A 21,285-nucleotide genomic window follows, 5' to 3' on the forward strand; every position below is an offset into this window, starting at 1 on the left:
CGGGGGGAGACGTCATCACCGGGGGAAAACATATGCATGTTCAGGATTCTCATTGGTCTTCCGCGTCGACCATGGCGCCCGGCACCGCGCTGAGCGCGGCATCGCCGGGCCACGGGCGCGCGGGAGGACCACGCACGACACCGCTGCGCGTGGACGCGCAGCGCAATCTGGAGCACGTGCTGCGCGCGGCACGTGAGGTCTTCGGCGAGCTGGGCTACGGCGCGCCGATGGAGGACGTGGCACGCCGGGCCCGCGTCGGTGTGGGCACGGTGTACCGGCGCTTCCCGAGCAAGGACGTCCTGGTCCGGCGGATAGCCGAGGAGGAGACCTCCCGGCTGACCGACCAGGCGCGTACGGCGCTCGGCCAGGAGGACGAGCCGTGGTCGGCGCTGTCCCGCTTCCTGCGTACGTCGGTCGCCTCGGGCGCCGGGCGGCTGCTGCCGCCGCAGGTGCTGCGGGTGGGCGTGGTGGACGAGCACGACCACGCGCGCGTGCCGCAGCAGCGGGCACAGCCGGCCGGCGCCGAACTGCGGCTGGTGCCCGAGAAGGGGTCGGCCGGCGCCGGGGAGGACGACTCCGGTACGGCACAGCTTCTCGACGTCGTCGGCCGGCTCGTGGAGCGGGCCCGCGAGGCGGGCGCGCTGCGGCCGGACGTGTCGGTGTCGGACGTGCTCCTGGTGATCGCCACGGCCGCGCCCTCGCTGCCGGATCCGGCCCAGCAGGCGGCCGCCTCGGCCCGGCTGCTGGACATCCTGCTGGAGGGCCTGCGCTCACGCCCGGCGTGAGCGGGTGCGGCCGATGAGGCCCGTCCGGACCGGACGGGCCCTACCCCTTCCCCCAATGGGTGACTGTCCACACTCATGTGCGACAGAAACCCTCGGACGGGTGGATGGGCTGCTCTGAGCTGTCCTGACCAAAAGCCGCTGTGGCACCCTGACCCCTGATCAGGACCGGTTGGGCAGGTGGCGGGGGCTTCCGCGATGAACGTTGACGGGCGGGACGGGTCGTGCGGTGACGGCGACTCCGGGGCCGAGAACCCACCGCAGGTGCCGAGTCAGGGATGGCGCACGAGCGTGCCCCCCGACGACAGGGACGACCCGGACGGTCTCGTCCCCGCCCAGCGCGACCGGCGCGAGGCGGCCGTCCTGCCTCCCCTGCGCGAACTGCCGCCGTCCGACGCCGGTCTCGTCGCGCGCATGCGCGCGGGCGACGACTCGGCGTACGAGGAGCTGTACCGGCGTCACGCGGAAGCGGTCCGCCGGTACGCCCGTACCTGCTGCCGGGACACCCACACCGCGGACGACCTGACCGCCGAGGTCTTCGCCCGCGTGCTCCAGGCGGTGCGCGGCGGTTCGGGCCCCGAGCACGCCGTACGCGCGTATCTGCTCACGACCGTACGACGGGTGGCGGCGTCCTGGACGCAGTCGGCGAAGCGCGAGCAACTGGTCGACGACTTCGCGGTCTTCGTCACCCAGGCCGCGCGCCTGCCGCACGTGTCCGGCCCCGACCCCCTGGACCTGGGGGCGGACGTACGGGCGATGCACGAGGCCGAACAGTCCATGGCCATGCAGGCGTTCAGGTCGTTGCCGGAGCGCTGGCAGGCGGTGCTGTGGCACACCGAGGTCGAGGACGAGTCGCCGAGCACGGTCGCCACGCTCTTCGGCCTGGACGCCAACGGCACCCGCGTCCTGGCCAGCCGCGCCCGTGAGGGCCTGAAGCAGGCGTACCTCCAAGCGCACGTCAGTGCGACCCTCACCGACGACGAGGAGTGCGCCCGCTACGCCGACCAGCTCGGCACGTACGCGCGCGGCCGGCTGCGCACCCGCGCCGAACGGGGCCTGCGCAAGCACCTGGACACATGCGCGCGGTGCCGGCTGGCGGCCACCCAGGTCCAGGAAGTCGCCGGCGGCATCCCCTCCCTGGTGCCCGTCGCCGTCATCGGCTGGTTCGGCGCCGCCGGGTACGCCAAGGCGGCCGGTCTCCTCGCCGGAGGCACGGCCGCGGCGGGTGCGGCCGGTGCGGCGGCCGGCGGCTCCGGTGGCTCGGGCGGAGCGGCCGGCGCGGCGGCCTCGGAGGGGCTGGCCGCACCGGTGAAGGCGGGGCTGGCGGCCGGTGTGGTCGCGGTGGCGACGGCGGCGGCCATCGCCTTCGCCCTCTCGGGCAACGAGAAGCCCTCCGAGGAGCCGAAGGCCGCCCCGCCCGCCTCGTCCCCCGTGGTCCGCGAGGAGCCCCCGCCCCCCTCGGAGAAAACCCCAAAACCGGCGCCCCCGCCTCCCGCTCCGGCCCTCGCGCCACCGGCGCCCGCGCCGACGCCCGCGCCGGCCTCGAAACCCACCCCGACACCGACACCCACCCCCGAGCCGGTCCCGCCCCCCGGGCCCGCGCCGGCCCCGAAACCCACCCCCACGCCGACCCCCGCGCCGCCTCCGGCTCCCACCCCGGCTCCACCGCCGCCGCCACCACCTCCGCCCACTCCGACGGTCCACCAGTTGAGCGAGCTCTCCCATGACATCAGCGGCGACGGTGACGCTCCCGAGATGCGCATCCGCGAGAGCAGCTGGGTCTGGCAGCGCTCGGCCCTGTCCATCGCTCGCCGAAGCCATTCCCCGGGTGTGACGGTCCGCGGCCGTTCCTCCGTCACCATCGACCTGAACCGCCCGTGCACCGCCTACGACGCGACGGTCGGCGTGGACGACCTGACGATGAAGCCGGGCAAGGTCACCTTCTCCGTGCACGCGGACGGCGTCCCCCTGTGGAACTCCGGGCCGGTCAAGGGCGGCGGCCGAGCCGTCCCGGTCCACGTGGACCTGACGGGCCGCAAGACCGTACGCCTGGTGGTGGAGCCTCACAGCCACTTCGACCGCCTGGCCCTGGCCGGCTGGGCCGAGTCCCGCTTCACCTGCGCGTAGGCCCCCGGCGGCGGACGAGGGGCGAGGAACACAGCGCTCGGCGTTCGACCGCACACGCGCGGGGCCCGTCGGCCGACACGGGTCCACCGACCGAGACAGGTCCAACCACCGCACCCGGCCGATCCCGTCACGCCCGGTCGATCCCACCGCACCCGGCCGATCCCGCCGCGACGCCGTAGGCCCTCTCAGACTCCCCGGGCCAACGCCCCCCGCTGCGGGGCGATCCCCCCGGGCACCGCCCGCTGCCGCCCGGGTGTCCCCGTCCAGCACGTCCCCCGCCGCGCCAGCAGCCGCCGTAGCCACAGTTCCAGCGCGACCAGATCCGCGAGTCCGTCCAGCGGCAGCGGCTCCCCCTCCGCCGCGGCCCGCAGCGCCTTGCGCACCACGCGGGCCTCGACCAGCCCCGCCTCCGCGAGCAGCGGTGTGTCGAACAACGTCATCAGCGTGTCCGCGGCGGCCCGCAGCCCGACCCTCGCCTCGGCGGCGGTGTTCGCCTGGGTCGGCGCGCCCCATCCGGCGGGCAGGTCCCGCACGCCGGACCCTTCCAGCACGGTCCGCAGGATGGAGGCCCGCGCCCCCGGCTTCACCCGCAGCGCTTCGGGCAGCCCCCGGCACGCGCGGACGACCTGGTTGTCGAGGAACGGTGTGTGCAGCCGCTGGAAGCGGATCTCGGCGGCCTGCTCCAGCACCCGTACGCCGGCCGCGTGCCGGGTCAGCGCCGCACGCGCGCGGAAGTCGCCGGGCCGCTGCCCCGGCCCCACGTCGGACCGGCGGGTGGACGCCTGAAGGCGAACCGATACTTCAGCGAGCGCCTCCCCGGTCAGCCAGCGCGCCGCCGGACCGGGTCTTCCCCAGGTCAGCGCGGCCAGCGAGGCGTCCGCCGCACCCCAGGGGGTCCCGTCGTCCAGCTGGTGGCGCAGCAGCTGCCCGGCGAGGGTATCGAGTCCCGTGCGGTACGGCGTACGGGACAGGCGCCGGGCCGCGGCGTACACGCGCGCGGGCACCATCACGGACCCGTCGGCTTTCGCCAGCGCGGCGACGGGCCGTACGAGATGGCGCCGCTTGCGGTCCATGAGGAGGTCGGCGAGACGCGCGGGGTGCGCGTCGAGCACCTGCCGGGCCCCGTACCCCGTGAAGTGGTCGGCGCTGCCCGCGGCCAGCCGTGCCCGGTGCCGGGCGGCGGTGACCAGGGAGGGGGCCGGCTCGTCCGTGAGCGGTCCGTCGAGGTCGGCGTACGGCAGGGTGTCCTCGCCCCCGGGGACGACCACGTGGTGCAGCCGGGGGTTGGCGGCCAGCGCCCCGGCGCGCGCGATTTCGTCCGCCCGTCCGTCGGCCGAACCGCTCACCGCCGAGGCCGCGCCCCCCGCGAGATCGTTGAACGTGACGGCGAGCAGCCGCTCGCCCGCGCCCGTGCCGTGCCCCAGCACGGTCCCCGGCATACCCGGCAGCCCGGCGGCGAGCAGCGCCAGCGTTCCGGAGGCGGGCCCGCCGGAGAGGTCGGCCCCGATCCCGGGCACCGGCATCCCGCGCGCCGCGCGCCGTTCGGCGGGACCCATGCCCGGCACCGGGCCGGGGTCGATGTCGGCGCCGGGGACGTGCCGGGGCGCGGCGAGCCGGGTGCGTACGGCCTCGACCAGCGCGTCCCGGACTGCGTCCACCGCGCGGTCCGGGTCGGCGGGCGGCGCGGCGACGGCGAGCGAGGCGACGGGCTCGTACCCGGCGATCTCTCGTGCCCCGGCGCGCAGGATCAGCGCATGCCCCGGCGGAACGCGCTTCACGCCGTCGTACGGAGTGGAGTCGTGGAGCGCGGCCGGCACGTCGGGGGCGGCCAGGAGCGCGGCGAGGTGGCCGAAGTCGAGGTTGGCCTCGACGAGGTCGGCGAGCGGCAGCGCGGCGGTCGCGTACGCGGTGCCGCCCTCCCAGGGGGTGTGGAACACCGGCCGGGCGCCCGCGAGGTCGCCGCAGACGGTGACCCGGCGGCCCACCTGTACGACGGCGGTGTAACTGCCCGGCCAGGCGGTCAGATGGCGCAGCGCGCCGCCGCGCGCGGCGAACAGGGCGACGCGCAGCTGTTCGTCGGAGGCGCCGCAGGTGCCGAGGACGGCGATCCGGGTCTCGGCGTCGCCGGTCACCACCCGCACTTCGTCGGGGCGCCAGTCGCCGACCGCCCACAGCGGATCGGGGTCGCCCCACAACGGGTGGGAACCCACCGGTTGCAGTGTCTCGCCGTCGGGGCCGGTGGCGCCGGCGGAGCCGTACGCCAAGGCGCCCGCGGCGGCGCTGCTCCATCCCACCAACCACCGCATCGACGCCTCCACAGGCTGTGGACAACCGGCGCACCGCATGCGCCGGTTCACCCATGCTGCCATGAAGGAGGCGCTCAGGCGGGGTGCCGGTGCCGCATGCGCTCCGTCGGGTGCGCCCCGGCGGATACTCCTGCCCCGATCCGAACACCCGCCCGAGGCAAGGAGATCGTCCGCTCGCGACCATGCGCCCACCTGCACCGCTGCGACGCGAATGCGCCCCCCAGCGCGCCCCAAGAACCACTAACGCGCCCTCAACTGCCGTGGTAGACGGACTGAAAGCCCTGAAAGGGTGGGGTCGATTTTCGGCCAATTCGGAGAGGCGAGGACAACCTCGAACACGCTCCGTACAGGCTTTGCGCACTGCCGGGGAGTCGTGCGGTCCGGGAGACGGAGTGCGTCTCCCGGACCGTTCCGCCGCCCGCGGGGATGAAGGCGGCGGGGTCCCCCAGCCCACCGGATCCAGTACAGCGGGCCGACCCACGCAAGGACCATGGAACCGTTCCCGCCATGGCCGGAGTAGAGCGCACACACGGGCGCACGGCCACACGCCGGGAGCATGCCGCAACTGCGCGTATCGGACCCGTACTTCAGTACGGACCACAATCCCGCCATCCGGAAGAATGCCCCTTAACGCTTGGGATGCGGCGAACTACGCTGGGTTTACGAATGCCGCGCGGTTATGCCAGAGCGGCAGCCGTCTGTGTCGAGGGGTGGCGCATGTCCAGGGAGCTACGCGGGCCGAACGAAAAGCTCGGCACCGTTCTCGCCCTCGCGGGTATCTCCAACGCGGGCCTCGCGCGGCGCGTCAACGACCTTGGCGCCCAACGCGGATTGACCTTGCGCTACGACAAGACGTCGGTGGCGCGCTGGGTGTCGAAGGGCATGGTGCCGCAGGGTGCGGCGCCCCACCTGATCGCCGCCGCCATCGGCCAGAAGCTCGGCCGCCCGGTGCCGCTCCACGAGATCGGCCTGGCGGACGCGGATCCCGCGCCCGAAGTGGGCCTGTCCTTCCCCCGGGACGTCGGACAGGCGGTGAAGTCCGCCACCGAGCTGTACCGGCTGGACCTGGCCGGCCGCCGCGCGGGGGCCGGCGGCATCTGGCAGTCGCTCGCCGGATCGTTCGCAGTGAGCGCATATGCAACGCCTGCCTCACGCTGGCTGATAACCCCGGCCGACAGTTCGGTCGCACGCGAGGTGAGCCCCTCGGAGGGCTCCGCCGCACCGGCCAGAGTCGGCCACAGTGATGTGCGCAAGCTGCGCGAGGCCGCCGAGGACGCGCGCCGCTGGGACTCCAAGTACGGAGGCGGCGACTGGCGTTCCTCGATGGTCCCCGAGTGCCTGCGGGTCGAGGCGGCGCCCCTGCTGCTGGGCTCCTACGCCGACGACGTGGGCCGTTCCCTGTTCGGCGCGTCGGCCGAACTCACCCGGCTCGCCGGCTGGATGGCCTTCGACACCGGCCAGCAGGAGGCCGCCCAGCGCTACTACATCCAGGCCCTGCGCCTGGCCCGCGCGGCGGCCGACGTCCCCCTGGGCGGATACGTACTGGCCTCCATGTCCCTCCAGGCCACCTACCGCGGCTTCGGCGACGAGGGCGTCGACCTCGCCCAGGCCGCGCTGGAGCGCAACCGCGGCCTGGCCACGGCCCGCACCATGAGCTTCTTCCGGCTCGTGGAGGCACGCGCGCACGCACGCGCGGGTGACGCCCCGGCGGCCGGCGCGGCCCTGAAGGCGGCCGAGGGCTGGCTGGAACGTTCCCGCTCCGGCGACAGCGACCCGGTCTGGCTGGGCTTCTACTCCTACGACCGCTTCGCCGCCGACGCCGCCGAGTGCTACCGCGACCTGAAGGCGCCCCGCCAGGTCCGTCGCTTCACCGAGCAGGCGCTGTCGCGTCCGACGGAGGAGTTCGTCCGCTCGCACGGACTGCGGCTCGTCGTCTCCGCGGTCGCCGAGCTGGAGTCGGGCAACCTGGACGCCGCCTGCGAGCAGGGGGTGCGCGCGGTGGAGGTGGCCGGCCGCATCTCGTCCGCGCGCACCACGGAGTACGTCAGGGACCTCCTGCACCGCCTGGAGCCCTACGGTGACGAACCCCGCGTGGTCGAACTGCGCGAGCGCGCCCGGCCCCTGCTGATGACCCCCGCTTGACGCCCATGCCCCCACCTGACGCCTTTGCCCCCATCTGATGCCCCTGCCCTCGCTTGATACCGGTGCCCCGGCGGATGCCGGCAGTCCTTCGCCACTCCCGGGGTTCACGGGGTTTACGGGCGTTGTCAGTGGCGCAGTGCACTATCGGGACCTGGAGGTGGTGCGGGTGGTGCGGCGGGCGTACGACTGCGATGTGCTGGTGATCGGCGGTGGCATCGTCGGTCTGTCGACGGCGTACGCGATCACCCGCGCGGCGCCGGGCACGCGGGTCACGGTGCTGGAGAAGGAACCCGGCCCCGCCCGGCACCAGACGGGCCGCAACAGCGGCGTCGTCCACAGCGGCATCTACTACCGCCCCGGCTCCCTGAAGGCGCGGTACGCGGTGCGGGGCGCGGCCGAGATGGTCAAGTTCTGCGCAGAGTACGACATCCCGCACGCGGTGACGGGCAAGCTGATCGTCGCCACCGGCCGGGACGAGCTGCCCCGCCTGCACGCCCTGGCCCAGCGCGGCCGGGAGAACGGTCTGACGGTCCGCGAACTGGGCGCCGCGCAGATCGCCGAGTACGAGCCGCACGTCGAGGGCCTGGCCGCCCTCCACGTGAACGCCACCGGCGTCTGCGACTACGCGGCGGTGGCCCGCCGGCTGGCGTCCGCGTCCGGCGCGGAGATCCGCTACGGCGCGCGGGTCATCCGGGTCGACCGCCGCCCGGACCTGGGCGTGGCCGCCCTGACCGCCGCCGGGGACGTCGTGCGCGGCCGGGTCCTGGTGAACTGCGCGGGTCTGTACTGCGACGAGATCGCCCGCCTCACCGGCGACGATCCCGGCATGCGCATCGTGCCGTTCCGCGGCGAGTACTACGAGCTGGCCCGCCCGGAGCTGATCCGCGGCCTGGTCTACCCGGTTCCCGACCCGGCGTTCCCGTTCCTCGGCGTCCACCTCACGCGCGGCGTCGACTCGGGCGTCCACGTCGGGCCCAACGCCGTACCCGCGCTGGCGCGCGAGGGCTACGACTGGCGTACGGTCCGCCCGCGCGAGCTGGCCGCCGCGCTGGCCTGGCCGGGCTCCCGGCACCTGGCCCGCCGCCACTGGCGGTACGGCACCGGCGAGCTGCACCGTTCCCTGTCCCGGCGGGCCTTCACCGAGGCGGTCCGCCGGCTCGTGCCCGCGGTCCGGGAGGCCGACCTGATTCCGGCCCCGGCGGGCGTACGGGCCCAGGCGGTACTGCGCGACGGCACGCTCGCCGACGACTTCCTGATCCGGGAGACGCCCCGCGCGGTCCACGTCCTGAACGCCCCCTCACCCGCGGCGACGGCGTCCCTGCCCATCGGCCGGGAGGTGGCCCGCCGGGCCCTGACCGCCCTGGACTCCCTGCCCGCCCCGGACGGCGCACCCCGCTGAGGCAGCCGCTCCGGAGCCGGCGAACGACCTCCTCGCGGTACCCCCGTAAAATCGACAGCACTGTGTCTGAGTCCGTGAACACCCCCGAAGCACACACCCGGCACCCCGAGCACACGCCCGGGGTCTCGGTCCGCCGTACCCGGGAGAAGGGGGAGCCCCGTTTCCCGGACGGCCCGAAGGCCGATCCCGCCGGGTCGCACTTCGAGCGGCGGATCCGGAGTTTCCAGCCACGCCGGAGCAGGGTCACCGCCGGACAGGCGGACGCGTTGCAGCGGCTGTGGCCCCGGTGGGGCTTCGACGTCGACGGCCGGCAGCGCCTCGACCTGGCCGAGTTCTTCGGCAACGACCGCCCGGTCGTCCTCGAGATCGGCTTCGGCATGGGCGAGACCACCGCGCGCATGGCCGCCGCCGACCCCGGCACCAACATCCTCGCCGTGGACGTCCACACCCCCGGCCAGGGCCATCTGCTCGGCCTCGCCGACCAGCACGGTCTGGGCAACGTCCGCGTCGGCAACGGCGACGCGATCATCCTGCTGCGCGAGATGCTCACCCCCGACTCGCTGGGCGGGCTGCGCGTCTACTTCCCCGACCCCTGGCCGAAGAAGCGGCACCACAAGCGCCGGCTGATCCAGCCGGCCTTCCTGGACCTCGCGGCGACCCGTCTCGCCCCGGGCGCGACCGTGCACTGCGCCACCGACTGGGAGCCGTACGCCGAGCAGATGCTCGAGGTGCTGACCGCGCACCCCTGCTTCGAGAACACCGTGGCGGACGGCGGTTTCGCGCCCCGTCCGGAGTTCCGGCCGCTGACCCGTTTCGAGGGGCAGGGGCTGGACAAGGGACATGTGGTGAACGACCTGCTCTTCCGCCGCGTACACCACGACGACCGGCCCGGCACCCGGGCCGCCGTCCGGCCCGAGGACCGGAACGCCGCCGGCGCCTGAGCCCACCTGGTGCTCCTGCGGGCAGCACCGTTTCCTCGTTAGGGTCAATGCCGTGGCCATCAGCCGTCCGTACCCGACACAGCCCGGTACGGCCCCCGGCCCCGTGGGACCGGCCGGCGGGGCCTCCCGGCGGCACGCACACTGGTGGCAGCGGCCCTGGGTGCGCCACGGGGCGCTGACCGCCCTCCTCGCGCTCTCGGGCCTGGTCATCCTGGGCCTGGTCCGCGAGCAGACCGGTACGGAGGGCTTCCTGGTCGGCCTCGGCCTCGCCGTCCTGCCGGTGCCGCTGCTCGTCGCCGCGTTCCGCTGGCTGGACCGGGTCGCACCCGGTCCGTGGCGCAACCTCGTCTTCTCGTTCGCCTGGGGCGCCGGCGCAGCCGCGCTCATGGCGATCGTCGCCAACAGCTTCGCCACGCGGTGGATAGCGACGGAGACGGCCGACCCGTCCAGCGCGGACACGCTCGGCGCGATCGTGATAGCCCCGGTCGTGGAGGAGTCCGTGAAGGCCGCCGCCGTCCTGCTGGTCTTCCTGTTCCGCAGACGCGACTTCACCACGGTCCTCGACGGAGTGGTGATCGCCGGGGTCACCGCCACCGGTTTCGCCTTCACCGAGAACATCCTCTACCTCGGCACCGCCTTCGGCACCGACCAGCTCATCGGCGGCAGCGGCGTCTCCTCCGTCACCGCGGCGACGTTCTTCGTCCGCGTCGTCATGTCGCCGTTCGCGCACCCGCTCTTCACGGTCCTCACCGGCATCGGCTTCGGGGCGGCCGCGCTCGCCACCGGGCGGCGGCGCCCGGTGCGTTTCCTGCTCCCGCTCGGCGGCCTGCTGCTCGCGATGGGCATGCACGCGCTGTGGAACGTCTCCTCGACCCTCGGCGAGTACGGCTTCTTCGCCGTGTACGCGGCGTTCATGGTGCCGTCGTTCGGCCTGCTGACCTGGCTGGTGGTGTGGACCCGGCAGCGCGAGCTGCGGACCGTGCGGGAGGAACTGCCCGCCTACGTCAGGGCCGGCTGGCTGACCCCGGCCCAGCCCTACGCGCTCGGCTCGATGCGGGCCCGGCGCGTCGCCCTGCGGTACGCGCGCGGGCACGGCGGCCGGGCCGCGGCCCGCGCGGTGGCGCAGTACGGGGCGTACGCGACGTCGCTGGCGTTCCTGCGGCACCGGGGGCGCCGCGGCCGCGCGGGCACGGACTTCACCGCGCGGGAGCACGAGTTGCTACGGGAACTGTGGCGGCGCCGCGACACGGCCCGCCCGGCCCTGGAACACGCGGCCCGGGTCACCGCGCCGCCCGCCCCGCCCTGGCCGGTGTACGGCGCGTACGGCCTGCCCGGAGCGTACGGGGGGCACAGCACGTACGGCGCGTACGGCGCGTACAGCACGTACGGCGTCGTGAACCCCGCCTGTACCGCGCACCCCGGGCACTCCGCGCACCCCGGGTGCCCGGCGTCCGGGCCGAATCCGTACGTGTACCCGTACCGCCCCTGAAACGCCGGACCGGCAGTGCTGACGTCGGGGGGCGTCGTCAGGACTGCCGGGGCTGTGGCTGTGAGAGCGCGCGGGGACCGGCCGGGGGCCGATGTCTCAGACGGTGAGGCCCTTCGACTGCAGCCAGGCCAGCGGATCGATGCCCGAGCCGGCGCCACCGGTGTGGACCTCCAGGTGGAGGTGGGCGCCGGTGGAGTTGCCGGTGGAGCCGACGCGGCCGATCACGTCGCCGGTGTTGACCTGCTGGCCGACGCTGACGCTGATGGAGGACTGGTGGGCGTACCAGATCTCGGTGCCGTCGTCGAGGGTCAGCACGGTCTTGTAGCCGTAGGAGCCGTCCCAGCCGGCGGAGGTGATCGTGCCGGTGTGGACCGCCTTGATCAGCGTGCCCGTGGGGGCGGCGAAGTCCAGACCGGTGTGCTGGCCGGAGGACCAGTAGGCGCCGGCCTGACCGAAGGTCGAGGAGATGGTGTACGAGGAGGTGGGCAGCGCGTACTGCGTGGCCAGCACGGCGAGACGCTCGGCCTCGGCCTTCTTCTCGGCCTCCTCCTCCGCCTTCTGCTTGGCGGCGGCGGCCTGCTCCTCCGCCTCCTTCTTCGCGGCGGCGGCCTGTTCCTTGGCCTCCTTCTCCGCCTTGGCGGCGGCTTCGGCGGCGGCCTTGTCCTCGGCCTGGCTCTGCTGCTGCTCGACCTGGGCCATGATCCGGGCGCGCAGCACCTCGCCGGCGTCGGAGGTGCTGCCGTCCTGCTCGGCCTCGGCGGCGACCGTGCCGATGCTGCTGAGCGGGGTGGCGGAGCCCTGGGGGGTTTCCTCGTCGGAGATGAGGGAACCGACAGAGGGAAGGTCCGGCATCGAGATCGAGACCGGCGGCTTGCCGGTCTGGGCGCTGGCCATGCCGCCACCGGCGACAGCGGCTATGACACCGACGCCCAGGACGGTGGAGCTACGGGCGAGGCCTCCGCCGCGCTGCTTGCCGACGCGATGCCGGCCGCGCACGGGAGGAAGGGACTCCGCGGTGGGGTTCCACTCCTCGAAGGGGCCCTCGTCGGTGCGGATACTGCCGTAGCCGAAGGTCTCGCTGTCGCGCTGGCTCGGCATGAAGGGGGCCTCAGGAGCAGGCCGGTTCGACGCCACGTGGGCGCACTCCTTTCCTTCCTTCTCGCCTACCGGGTTAGCTGACGGGTTCGGAGCAGGAAGGTCTCCTACGCGCGCATACCGCCCGTGTCTCCACGGGGGCATCCGCACGATTCACCCCAAGGTGTTGGTTCCCCGGTTCCCTTGCGGGATTCGGCGCGTGCGCACGGAGCCGACTCGTGTGACGGCTGGGACGACCGCGCTGCGTTATCGAACGTTAATAGACGGAGGGCTCGTATTCCAAGCTGTTCCTCTTGATCGTTAACAATTCCGCGCAGACTTAAGCGCCACGACCACCTCAAAACGGGCGAGTTGACCTCCCCTCATTCGTCACACTGGACCTGACGAACCATCAAATGGTATGCGCAGCGCAGCGTCCCGGTCACCCGGCGTGACATTGGTGCGGAAGGGCTGCCCAGGGGACGCGTTCTCGAAACCTCCGCCGGAAGACCCGGAAGACGGGTCCTGGGCCGAGAAGGGGGAACGGGAACGACCGAGGGCCGGAACCCTTTCGGATTCCGGCCCTCGACCTTCAGTAGCGGGGACAGGATTTGAACCTGCGACCTCTGGGTTATGAGCCCAGCGAGCTACCGAGCTGCTCCACCCCGCGCCGTTGTGTAACCAGCATACGGCATCCGCGGGGCACTCCGCACACACGTATCCGCCGCCCCTCCGTCACCGGCCGGACAGGTGGCTGTTCGGCGCCTCGGCGGCCTCCCTGTGCTCCGGCAGAACGACGACCGTGGCGCCCTCCGCGGCCAGCACACCGCTGCCGTCGGCTCCCGTCACGAAGGTGTCCGGCTCCCGCCACGCGGTGACCACCCGCCGTACCCCCGCGTCCAGGATCAGCCGGGCGCAGGGCTCCGGGCGGGAGGTGCGGCGGGCACAGGGTTCCAGGCTGGAGTACACGGTGGCGGTCGCGAGCCGCGGGTCCGCGGGGTCGATCCCGGCGAGGGCGGCCTCCTCGGCGTGCACCGTCGGGTCGCCGCCCTCACGGGAGTGGCCGCGCGCCAGTTCGGTGCCGTCGGCCGCCACGACCACCGCGCCCACACTGAACGCCGTCTCCGAGGGCGGGCACCGGTCCGCCAGTTCACAGGCGAGGGCCAGCCAGTGGTGGTCGGCGGCCACCGGGAGCGGGCCGGTGCCGGGGGCGGTGGGCTCGTAGCGCATGAGGACGACGTCGCCGATGGAACGGGTCTCCAACAGCCTCAGCCGGCCGCCCTGGTAGGTGCCGGGGCCGAAGAGGCGGGCGGAGTCCGGGTCCCCGACGAAGAGCGGGGCGAGGACCAGCTGGAGCTCGTCCGCGAGGCCCTGGGTGAGGAGCTGGGTGTGGATCAGACCGCCGCCCTCGACCATGAGCCGCCGGACGCCGTACGCGTCGTACAGATGCGTCAGGAGCCGCCGCCAGTCGAGGTCGGCGCCGAGCGGCACGATGTCGGCGGCGATGCCGTGCGCGCGGGCGCGTTCGGCACCCCTGTCGCTCGTGCAGAGGACCTTCGCGCCGCCGGTGTGCCAGAACCGCGCCTCCGGGTCCAGGTCGCCCGAGCCGCTGACGGCGACCTTCAGCGGGTACGCGGGGCGGCCCTCGGCGACCCGGGCGGCACGCCGCTCGGGCGCGTTGACCAGCAACCGGGGGTTGTCGGCACGGATCGTGCCGGCGCCGATCAGGATCGCGTCGACCGACGCCCGTACCTCGTCGACCCGGTCGAAGTCCTCCGGACCGGACAGCAGCAGCCGTTCGGGGCCGGTGTCGTCGAGATACCCGTCGAGCGAGACGGCGGCGGACAGCAGGACGTACGGGTGGGGCATCGACGGCGCTCCTGACGGGGGACGGCGGGCAGGACAAGGCTGGGCCGGGCCGGACTGGACCGGACTGAGCCGAGCTGGGCCGGACCGGACTGGACCGGGCCGGCGCAGAGAGTCTTGCACCCGGTGTGTCCCCGCGCGGAGGGAAGCCGTACGGTGTGCCACCGCCACGTGGCGCGAACCGTACGGCGTGGAAACACGGTGGCTCCGCCGAGTCCGACAACCGGCCCGCGAGGAGGGACCTTCCCCCATGCCTCGTGGGTGTCGTCCGCCATCCCGTTTGGGTGGCGTCACGGATGGCGAGTGCCGGGGGTCGGATGTGAGCGTTGAGAAACCCCCGGGCCACGGTCCCGGGACGCACAGGCCGTAACCCCTCGGGGTCCGTGGGTGTACCGGCCGCGGCCCCGTATGGCGGAGAACCCCCACCGACACGAAGGAGCATTCCCCACTCGGGTCAGTCGATCATTTCCCTCCCTCCGTCCCCGTGCAGTGGAAGGTGGTGACCCGTGGGACATGCCGACACCCTGCTCGCCATGGGCGGCGCGTTCCTCGCCGCGGCGTTCCTGGCCCGTCTCGGCAGCCGGATCGGGCTGCCGACGATCCCGCTGTTCATGCTCGCCGGCATACTGCTCGGCCCGCACACGCCCGGCCTGGTCCTGGTCGAGGACGCGCACGACTTCTCGATGCTGTCGGCACTCGGTCTCGTCCTGCTGCTCTTCCACCTCGGCCTGGAGTTCCACCTCGACGACCTGAGACGGGGCGGCAAACAGCTCCTCAGCGCCGGTGGCGTCTACCTGGCGCTCAACGTCGGCGCGGGGCTGGGATTCGGGTTCGCCCTCGGCTGGGGAGCGCGGGAGGCCCTGGTGCTCGCCGGAGTGCTCGGCATCTCGTCCTCCGCGATCGTCACGAAGATCCTCATCGAGCTGGGCCACATCAGCCGGCCCGAGACCCGCCTCATCCTCGGTGTCACCGTCGTCGAGGACATCTTCCTCGCTCTGTACCTCGCCGCGCTGCAGCCCGTCCTCAGCGGCGCCCAGGGGCTCGGGGACATGGCGCTCCAGGCGTCCAAGGCGTTCGGCTTCCTGATGGTGCTCGCCATCGCCGCCCGCTACGGAACCCGGCTGTTCGGCCGGATCATGGCCGTACGCGACAACGAGCTGCTGGTCGTCACCTTCCTCGGAACCGCGATCTTCGTCGCGGGTGTCTCCGAAGTGCTCGGGGTCGTCGACGCCATCGGTGCGTTCATGGTCGGTCTGATCGTGGCCGGCACCCCCGCGGCGCCCCGGATCCGCACTCTGGTGCATCCCCTGCGGGACGCCTTCGCCGCGATCTTCTTCTTCGCTTTCGGGCTGGCCATCGACCCGGGGGACATCGCCTCCGTCGCCGGTCCGGTGGCCGTCGCGGTGGCGCTCACCCTCGCGATGAACCTGATCGCGGGCCTCCTGGTGGCCCGCCTGTACCGGTACGGCGTCGACATCGCGACCGACATCGCCACCACGCTCGTCTCCCGCGGCGAGTTCGCGCTGATCATGGCCGCCATGGCCACCGGCGCGGGGCTCGACGACCGGCTCACGCCGTTCATCGCCGGATACGTCCTCGTCCTCGCCGTACTCGGTCCGGTGCTCGCCAAACAGTCCCACCTGCTCGCGCGCGCCCTGCGCGCCGTCCAGGCCCGGCTGCCCGACCGCGGCTCGTCCCGGGACACCGGAACCGACCCGGACACCGGCCCTTCATCCGGCACGGGGCTCCCCCCGGATCTGGACGCGGGGCCCGACGGAAGCCTGGATGCCGGACCCGCGTCCGACCGGGAGCCCGCCGAAGCCGAGCGCTAGGGGCTTTCCGGCGGATCAAGTCGGAGGTAACCGGTGGCATCTGTCCAGTCAGGTCGAGCGGGGGCCGGTGCGTTCAGCCGCAAGGCGGAGGAGCGAGTCGACGCGATGGGGGTCCCTCCCGCGCATGGGGGTCCCTCCCGCTCGAGCGCAGCCGAGCGTGGGGGAGCAGCCGAGCGTGGGGGAGCAGCCGAGCGTGGGGGAGCAGCCGAGCGTGGGGGAGTCGGCGAGTGACGACAACGCGGCTGGGGGCCCCTGCTCGAAGAGCTTGGGGGAGGATGTGCCGGCCCCCGCGGCTCCGGCATGACCCGCCGGACGGGCCCCAGCCGCACAGTGCGGGCACCGAACGCATGGGGACCGGTCGTCGACCGTACGGGAACCAGCGCTCGGTCAGGGTTCGCTGAGGGCCGGTCAGGGCTCGGTGGGGGCCGTCAGGGTTCGATCAGCCCCACCCGAATGGCGTACCGGGTGAGCTCCAGCCGGTCCTTCAGGTCGAGCTTGGCCAGCAGGTTCGCGCGGTGGCGCTCCACGGTCTTGGGGCTGATGACGAGGAGGTCGGCGATCTGCTGCGAGGTGTTCCCCTCGGCGACCAGCTTGAGGATCTCCTCCTCGCGGTCGGTGATGGCCTTCGCGGGCAGGTTCCGGCCGTCCCGGGCGAGTTCGAGGTAGTTGCGGATGAGGGCGTTGACGGCGCCCGGGTAGAGGAACGGTTCGCCGCGCATGGTGGCCCGGCAGGCCTCCACCAGGTCGCGGTCGGCGACGGACTTGAGCACGTAACCGGAGGCACCGGCGCCCAGCGCCTCGAAGAAGAACTGCTCGTTGTCGTACATGGTCAGAATGAGGATCCGCGTCTGCGGCAGGGTGCGGGAGAGCTCACGGGCCGCCTGAAGACCGGTCAGGCGGGGCATGGCGATGTCGAGGATGGCCAGGTCGGGTCCGTGGATACGGGCCTGCTCGAGGGCTTCGGCGCCGTTGTCGGCCTCGGCAACGACGGTCAGGTCCGGTTCGCCGTCGAGGATGAGACGCACTCCTCGGCGGACCAGTGCGTGGTCGTCGGCGAGGAGGATGCGCGTCGGGGCACTGCCGCTCTCAGCGCCGGTGGGGGTGCTGGTGGGGCCGGGCTCGGTCATGTTCGGTGTTTCCGGTCGGGGGCGGTGGTCACGGGCGGCAGGGCCCGCACGGGCGCGGGGCCCCGCACGGGGACAGGGACGGCGAGGCGTACTCGGGTCCCGCCGCCCGCGGCCGGGCCCACCTCGAGGTCGGCGCCGACGAGCAGGGCCCGCTCACGCATCCCGAGGATGCCGGCGCCCTCGGACGCGGCGCCGATGCCCTGGCCGTCGTCCTGGACGCGCAGCTCCACTCCGGTGGGGGAGCGTCGTAGGGAGACCTCCGCGCGGCGGGCGTTCGCGTGCCGGGCGATGTTGGTGAGCCCTTCCTGGGCCACCCGGTAGAGAACCAGTTCGGCCTCCGGGCCCAGGTCGGGCAGGTCGGGGTCGAGACGGTGCTGGACCGTCAGGCCGGGGCCGCCGAACTCGGCGGTGAGTGCTTTGAGTGCGCTGGCCAGCCCGAGTTCGTCCAGGACGCCGGGGCGCAGCCGGAGGGCGATGCGCCGGATCTCGTCCAGGCTGCCCCGGGTGGTCTCCTGCACCAGGCTCAGTTCCTCCCGCAGCTCCGGCGGGGCGTGGTCGGCGACCCGCTTGAGCTGGAGCAGGACGGCGGTGAGGCTCTGGCCGACCTCGTCGTGCAGCTCCTGGGCGATCCGGCGGCGTTCGTCCTCCTGCGCGGACAGGGCGCGGGCACTGCTCGTGGCGCGCTCGTCCTCGAGCCGGTCGAGCATCGTGTTGTACGTGCTGATCAGCTCGGCGATCTCTCCGCGCCCGGCGACCTCGGGGCGCTGGCCGGGGCGCAGCAGGTCGGTGGTGGACATGGCGCGGGTGACACGCTGCAGCGGGGCGAGGCCGACGCGCAACAACAGCGCGTTGGCACCGAGCATGGCGGCCAGTCCCACGGTGAGCACGAAGGCCTCGGTGAGCAGGACCGGGGTGGAGACGGTGATCGGTCCGAGCAACAGGACGGTGGCCGTGATCAGCACGACGGCGTTCAGCAAAAAGATCCGCCAGAACAGTGGCACCCAGTACCACCTCCTCACCGTGCTTCTCCGGAGCCGTCCGTCTCGTACGACCGTTCTACCGTGCTTATGCCCCGGCGTCGCCGTAGTGCTGCCCTGCCGCCGCCCTGATCTTTCCCTGATACCGCCGGACCCGGGTCTGCCCGGGTCCGGCCCCGCCCCAAGTACGCCCCGGGTACGCCCTGAGTCCGGCCTCCTGGGCCCTGCCCCTGGGACCGTCTGCGGACAGCACCCCCACAGAGGGCTGCCCGGCAGGGGTGCAACTCGGGCGGCCCTGCTGTCGTAGGCTGCCGTGCCGCGGGGCTTTCGGCGGCCCGCTCTACCGGGGGCGCGGGCGCGGGCCGCCATGCCCCAGCGTGAGTGCTGGTCCGACGGTGCGCCATCCGTGACAGTCCCCATTTTTCCCGTGGGTGTGCGATGTCCGGCCAGGCCGCGTACAGCTTGGCCCCCCACGAAAATGAGGGCTGCCCCCGATGGTCGCGGACCCCCCGGCGGGCGACCCTTGGAGTGGACGCACGCCCGTCCCGTCGAATCACCCCGTACCGGGCGGGTGATGACCTCGGCGCACGGGCAAGCTCCCAGGGTCGGCCCGATGGTGGAGTGTCGAGATTCTTGAGGGCCGGCGTTTCACTTTTCCGCCCCGGCGTCGGTTGCCACGGTACCGACGCCCGGAGGTGTTGCTTCAAAGGTGGCGGTCGGCCGTCTCACCGTGCTGCCACCGTTCGGGAAGGAGGAGACGTGCCCCAGTCCGACAACCAGCGCCTCGTCGATCTCGCGGCCCGAATCGAGCAGGACGACCCGCATTTCGCCCGCTCGATGTCCAGCGGGCGGCCCACCCGGCCCCGCGAGTACCGACGCGCGCGCGCCTGGTGGGTGCTGGGGGTCGGCCTCCTCCTGCTGGCCATCGGCCTGTTCATACCCGACGGGCTGCTCATCGCGACAGGTCTGGTGCTCAGCGGAATCGGCGCACAGTTGTTCGATCCGTACTCGCCGCAGAGGGGCGGCCGGGAGCAGCACTCGGCTCGCTGAGAGCGCGGACCGCCGGGATCACTTCCCTTCACGCACCGTCGCTTTGTCATGTCATGCGACGTTCTTCCCAGCGCACCCCGGTTTGGGGTGCGCTAAAATCTTTACCAAGCGCTTACGCTCCGTTGAGCAGCGTTCCGCTCTTTCATCGAGCGTTGAACTCTGCGCGTTGAGTACTGGGCACTGAGTGCGGTGTACCGAGTGCGCCGCGTCCTGGGTGCCGCGTACCGATTGCTGGGCGTCGCCGACCGGTTGAACCGATGAGAAGAAGAACGGGGGCGTGACATGGGCCGGGTGATCCCCGTACGTGTCGACAACGCCGCCCGCGACGGCGTCCCTGATACCGGCGGCGACGGCTGCCGCCCGAGCAGTCGTCCCCGGCACTGACCCGCCCGCCCTTCACCAGCCGCGAGCGCCACCGGCTCCCACCCGGGCCGCAACCCGTGCCGCACCCGTTTCCTCGGCCCACTCGGCTCGGGGCCCGCGGGTACTTCCCCACCCCGTAGGGGACACACCCGGCTCAACCCGGCGACCCGTCCCCCACCCCACCCCACCCCGAGACCCAGCACCTCGGCGCCCCGGCACCTCAGCACCCGGCCCCGGAAACCTCCACCAGGCACCGCACCAGCCGTTCCGGCACCCAGTCATCAGGCACAGACGCCGACACCGCAACGATCCACGGAGGTCAGACGCCCGTGCACAACACCACCGCCCTGCTCATCGAACTCGGAGCGATCATCCTCGCCCTCGGGCTGCTGGGCCGTCTCGCCGGACGGGTGGGCTTCTCCCCCATACCCCTCTATCTCCTCGCGGGGCTCGCCTTCGGCCACGGCGGCATCCTGCCCCTGCAGGCCAGCGAGGAGTTCGTCGCCACGGGCGCCGAGATCGGTGTCATCCTGCTGCTGCTGATGCTGGGGCTGGAGTACAGCGCGTCGAGCCTCGTCACCACCCTCAAGACCCAGTACCCCTCGGGTGCCGTCGACTTCGTCCTCAACGCCGCTCCCGGTGCCGTCGCCGCGCTGCTCCTGGGCTGGGGGCCGGTCGCCGCCGTCGCCCTCGCCGGAGTCACCTGGATCTCCTCCTCCGGGGTCATCGCCAAGGTGCTCGGCGACCTCGGGCGTACGGGCAACCGCGAGACACCGGTCGTCCTGTGCGTCCTGGTCATGGAAGACCTCGCCATGGCCGTCTACCTGCCGATCCTCACCGCCCTACTGGCCGGGGTCAGCCTCGCGGGTGGCAGCGTCACCCTGTTGATCTCCCTGGGCACCGTCGGTGCCGTCCTCTACATCGCCCTGCGCCACGGACGCATCGTCAGCCGCGCGGTCTCCTCCGACAACGCCGAGATGCTGCTGCTGGTGGTGCTGGGGCTGACCCTGCTGGTCGCGGGTGTCGCCCAGCACCTCCAGGTGTCGGCCGCGGTGGGCGCGTTCCTGGTCGGCATCGCCCTGTCCGAGGAGGTCGCCGAGGGTGCGCACGGCCTGCTGTCCCCGCTGCGGGACCTGTTCGCGGCGGTGTTCTTCGTCTTCTTCGGGCTGCACACCGACCCGGCGGACATCCCGCCGGTGCTGCTCCCGGCGCTCGCCCTCGCGGTCGTCACCATGCTGACGAAGATCGCCACCGGCTGGTGGGCCGCCCGCCGGGCGGGCATCCCGTCCAAGGGCCGCTGGCGTACCGGCGGCACACTGGTGGCGCGCGGCGAGTTCTCGATCGTCATCGCCGGTCTCGCCGTCGGCACAGAACCCCGGATCGGCCCGCTGGCCACGGCGTACGTCCTGATCCTGGTCATCCTCGGCCCCCTCACCGCCCGCTGGACCGAACCGCTGGCAAGCCGCCTCACCCGCCGCCCGCCGGACAAGCCGCAGAACACCACCCCGGTCGACCAGTCGGAACCGGTCCGCGCGGGCGGCTGACGGCTGACCGCCGACACGGCGAAGAGCCCGGCAACCCGCCCGCCGGGAACGGCTCGACCGCCGGGACGAGGCCCTCACAATCCGGCTCCCACACTCCGGCCCTTGCCCTCCGACCCTCGCGCCCGCCATCGTGACCCGGCCGCCACCGCCCGCCCGCCATCGCCCGGCCGCCATCGCCCGGCCACCGGAATCCGGCCACCGGAATCCGGCCATCGGTGTCGATCCTTCGACTCGATGGCCCCGGCGGTGCGAAAATCGGCTCGGTA

14 protein-coding genes, 1 tRNA gene and 1 riboswitch are annotated in these 21,285 nt (G+C 73.1%); of the genes, 9 read left to right on the forward strand and 6 right to left on the reverse strand.

Features of this window, described 5'->3' with window-relative positions:
- Positions 1–32 precede the first annotated feature (32 nt).
- Entirely contained in the window at positions 33–785 is a 753-nt protein-coding gene (locus V4Y04_RS17520) for a TetR/AcrR family transcriptional regulator (RefSeq protein ID WP_332429088.1), read from the forward strand.
- A 195-nt stretch (positions 786–980) separates the two neighbouring features.
- Positions 981–2,909, forward strand: coding sequence for a sigma-70 family RNA polymerase sigma factor (locus V4Y04_RS17525; protein ID WP_332429090.1), 1,929 nt, complete (start codon positions 981–983; stop codon positions 2,907–2,909).
- A 185-nt stretch (positions 2,910–3,094) separates the two neighbouring features.
- Here the strand turns inward: V4Y04_RS17525 and V4Y04_RS17530 are convergent, their stop codons facing one another.
- Positions 3,095–5,215, reverse strand: coding sequence for an asparagine synthase-related protein (locus V4Y04_RS17530; protein WP_332429092.1), 2,121 nt, complete (start codon positions 5,213–5,215; stop codon positions 3,095–3,097).
- Positions 5,216–5,932: 717 nt separating this feature from the next.
- Between V4Y04_RS17530 and V4Y04_RS17535 the strand changes: the two genes are divergently transcribed.
- The 4 genes from V4Y04_RS17535 (at position 5,933) to V4Y04_RS17550 (ending at position 11,186) form a co-directional block, all read left to right on the forward strand.
- Positions 5,933–7,357, forward strand: a complete 1,425-nt coding sequence (locus V4Y04_RS17535; protein WP_332429093.1) for an MFS transporter — start codon at positions 5,933–5,935, stop codon at positions 7,355–7,357.
- A gap of 136 nt (positions 7,358–7,493) precedes the next feature.
- Positions 7,494–8,756: an L-2-hydroxyglutarate oxidase gene (gene lhgO / locus V4Y04_RS17540; protein ID WP_332429094.1), complete on the forward strand. Its 1,263-nt coding sequence runs from the start codon at positions 7,494–7,496 to the stop codon at positions 8,754–8,756.
- 62 nt (positions 8,757–8,818) lie between these two features.
- A complete protein-coding gene (gene trmB, locus V4Y04_RS17545; RefSeq protein ID WP_332429095.1) occupies positions 8,819–9,697 on the forward strand; it encodes a tRNA (guanosine(46)-N7)-methyltransferase TrmB in 879 nt (292 codons plus the stop codon).
- Positions 9,698–9,749: 52 nt separating this feature from the next.
- Positions 9,750–11,186: a PrsW family intramembrane metalloprotease gene (locus V4Y04_RS17550; protein ID WP_443080040.1), complete on the forward strand. Its 1,437-nt coding sequence runs from the start codon at positions 9,750–9,752 to the stop codon at positions 11,184–11,186.
- Positions 11,187–11,282: 96 nt separating this feature from the next.
- On the opposite strand, the gene V4Y04_RS17555 is transcribed toward V4Y04_RS17550, so the two are convergent.
- From V4Y04_RS17555 to V4Y04_RS17565, 3 genes are all read right to left on the reverse strand, one after another.
- Positions 11,283–12,320 carry a M23 family metallopeptidase gene (locus V4Y04_RS17555; RefSeq protein ID WP_332429096.1) on the reverse strand — a complete coding sequence of 346 codons (1,038 nt, stop codon included), beginning with the start codon at positions 12,318–12,320 and terminating at the stop codon, positions 11,283–11,285.
- An 11-nt stretch (positions 12,321–12,331) separates the two neighbouring features.
- Positions 12,332–12,489, reverse strand: a riboswitch (cyclic di-AMP (ydaO/yuaA leader).
- 367 nt (positions 12,490–12,856) lie between these two features.
- Positions 12,857–12,930: transfer RNA gene (locus V4Y04_RS17560), tRNA-Met, on the reverse strand.
- 65 nt (positions 12,931–12,995) lie between these two features.
- Positions 12,996–14,129, reverse strand: a complete 1,134-nt coding sequence (locus V4Y04_RS17565) for a dihydrofolate reductase family protein (protein ID WP_332429097.1) — start codon at positions 14,127–14,129, stop codon at positions 12,996–12,998.
- A gap of 503 nt (positions 14,130–14,632) precedes the next feature.
- On the opposite strand from V4Y04_RS17565, the gene V4Y04_RS17570 reads away from it, so the two are divergent.
- Positions 14,633–15,958, forward strand: a complete 1,326-nt coding sequence (locus V4Y04_RS17570; protein ID WP_332429099.1) for a cation:proton antiporter — start codon at positions 14,633–14,635, stop codon at positions 15,956–15,958.
- 428 nt (positions 15,959–16,386) lie between these two features.
- Here the strand turns inward: V4Y04_RS17570 and V4Y04_RS17575 are convergent, their stop codons facing one another.
- Together V4Y04_RS17575 and V4Y04_RS17580 are read right to left on the reverse strand one after the other, a co-directional pair.
- Positions 16,387–17,085 (reverse strand): response regulator transcription factor, encoded by a 699-nt coding sequence (locus V4Y04_RS17575; RefSeq protein WP_332429101.1) that lies wholly within the window; start codon positions 17,083–17,085, stop codon positions 16,387–16,389.
- Entirely contained in the window at positions 17,082–18,086 is a 1,005-nt protein-coding gene (locus tag V4Y04_RS17580; protein ID WP_332429102.1) for a HAMP domain-containing sensor histidine kinase, read from the reverse strand. The genes V4Y04_RS17575 and V4Y04_RS17580 overlap by 4 nt, the downstream gene beginning before the upstream one ends.
- 735 nt (positions 18,087–18,821) lie before the next feature.
- Between V4Y04_RS17580 and V4Y04_RS17585 the strand changes: the two genes are divergently transcribed.
- Positions 18,822–19,112 (forward strand): DUF3040 domain-containing protein, encoded by a 291-nt coding sequence (locus V4Y04_RS17585; RefSeq protein ID WP_332429103.1) that lies wholly within the window; start codon positions 18,822–18,824, stop codon positions 19,110–19,112.
- A gap of 692 nt (positions 19,113–19,804) precedes the next feature.
- Complete coding sequence (locus V4Y04_RS17590; RefSeq protein WP_332429105.1) at positions 19,805–21,019, forward strand: cation:proton antiporter; 1,215 nt, start codon at positions 19,805–19,807, stop codon at positions 21,017–21,019.
- Positions 21,020–21,285: the final 266 nt, after the last annotated feature.

Origin of the sequence: Streptomyces sp. P9-A2, assembly GCF_036634175.1 — a bacterium.
GTDB classification, from domain to species: domain Bacteria; phylum Actinomycetota; class Actinomycetes; order Streptomycetales; family Streptomycetaceae; genus Streptomyces; species Streptomyces pratens.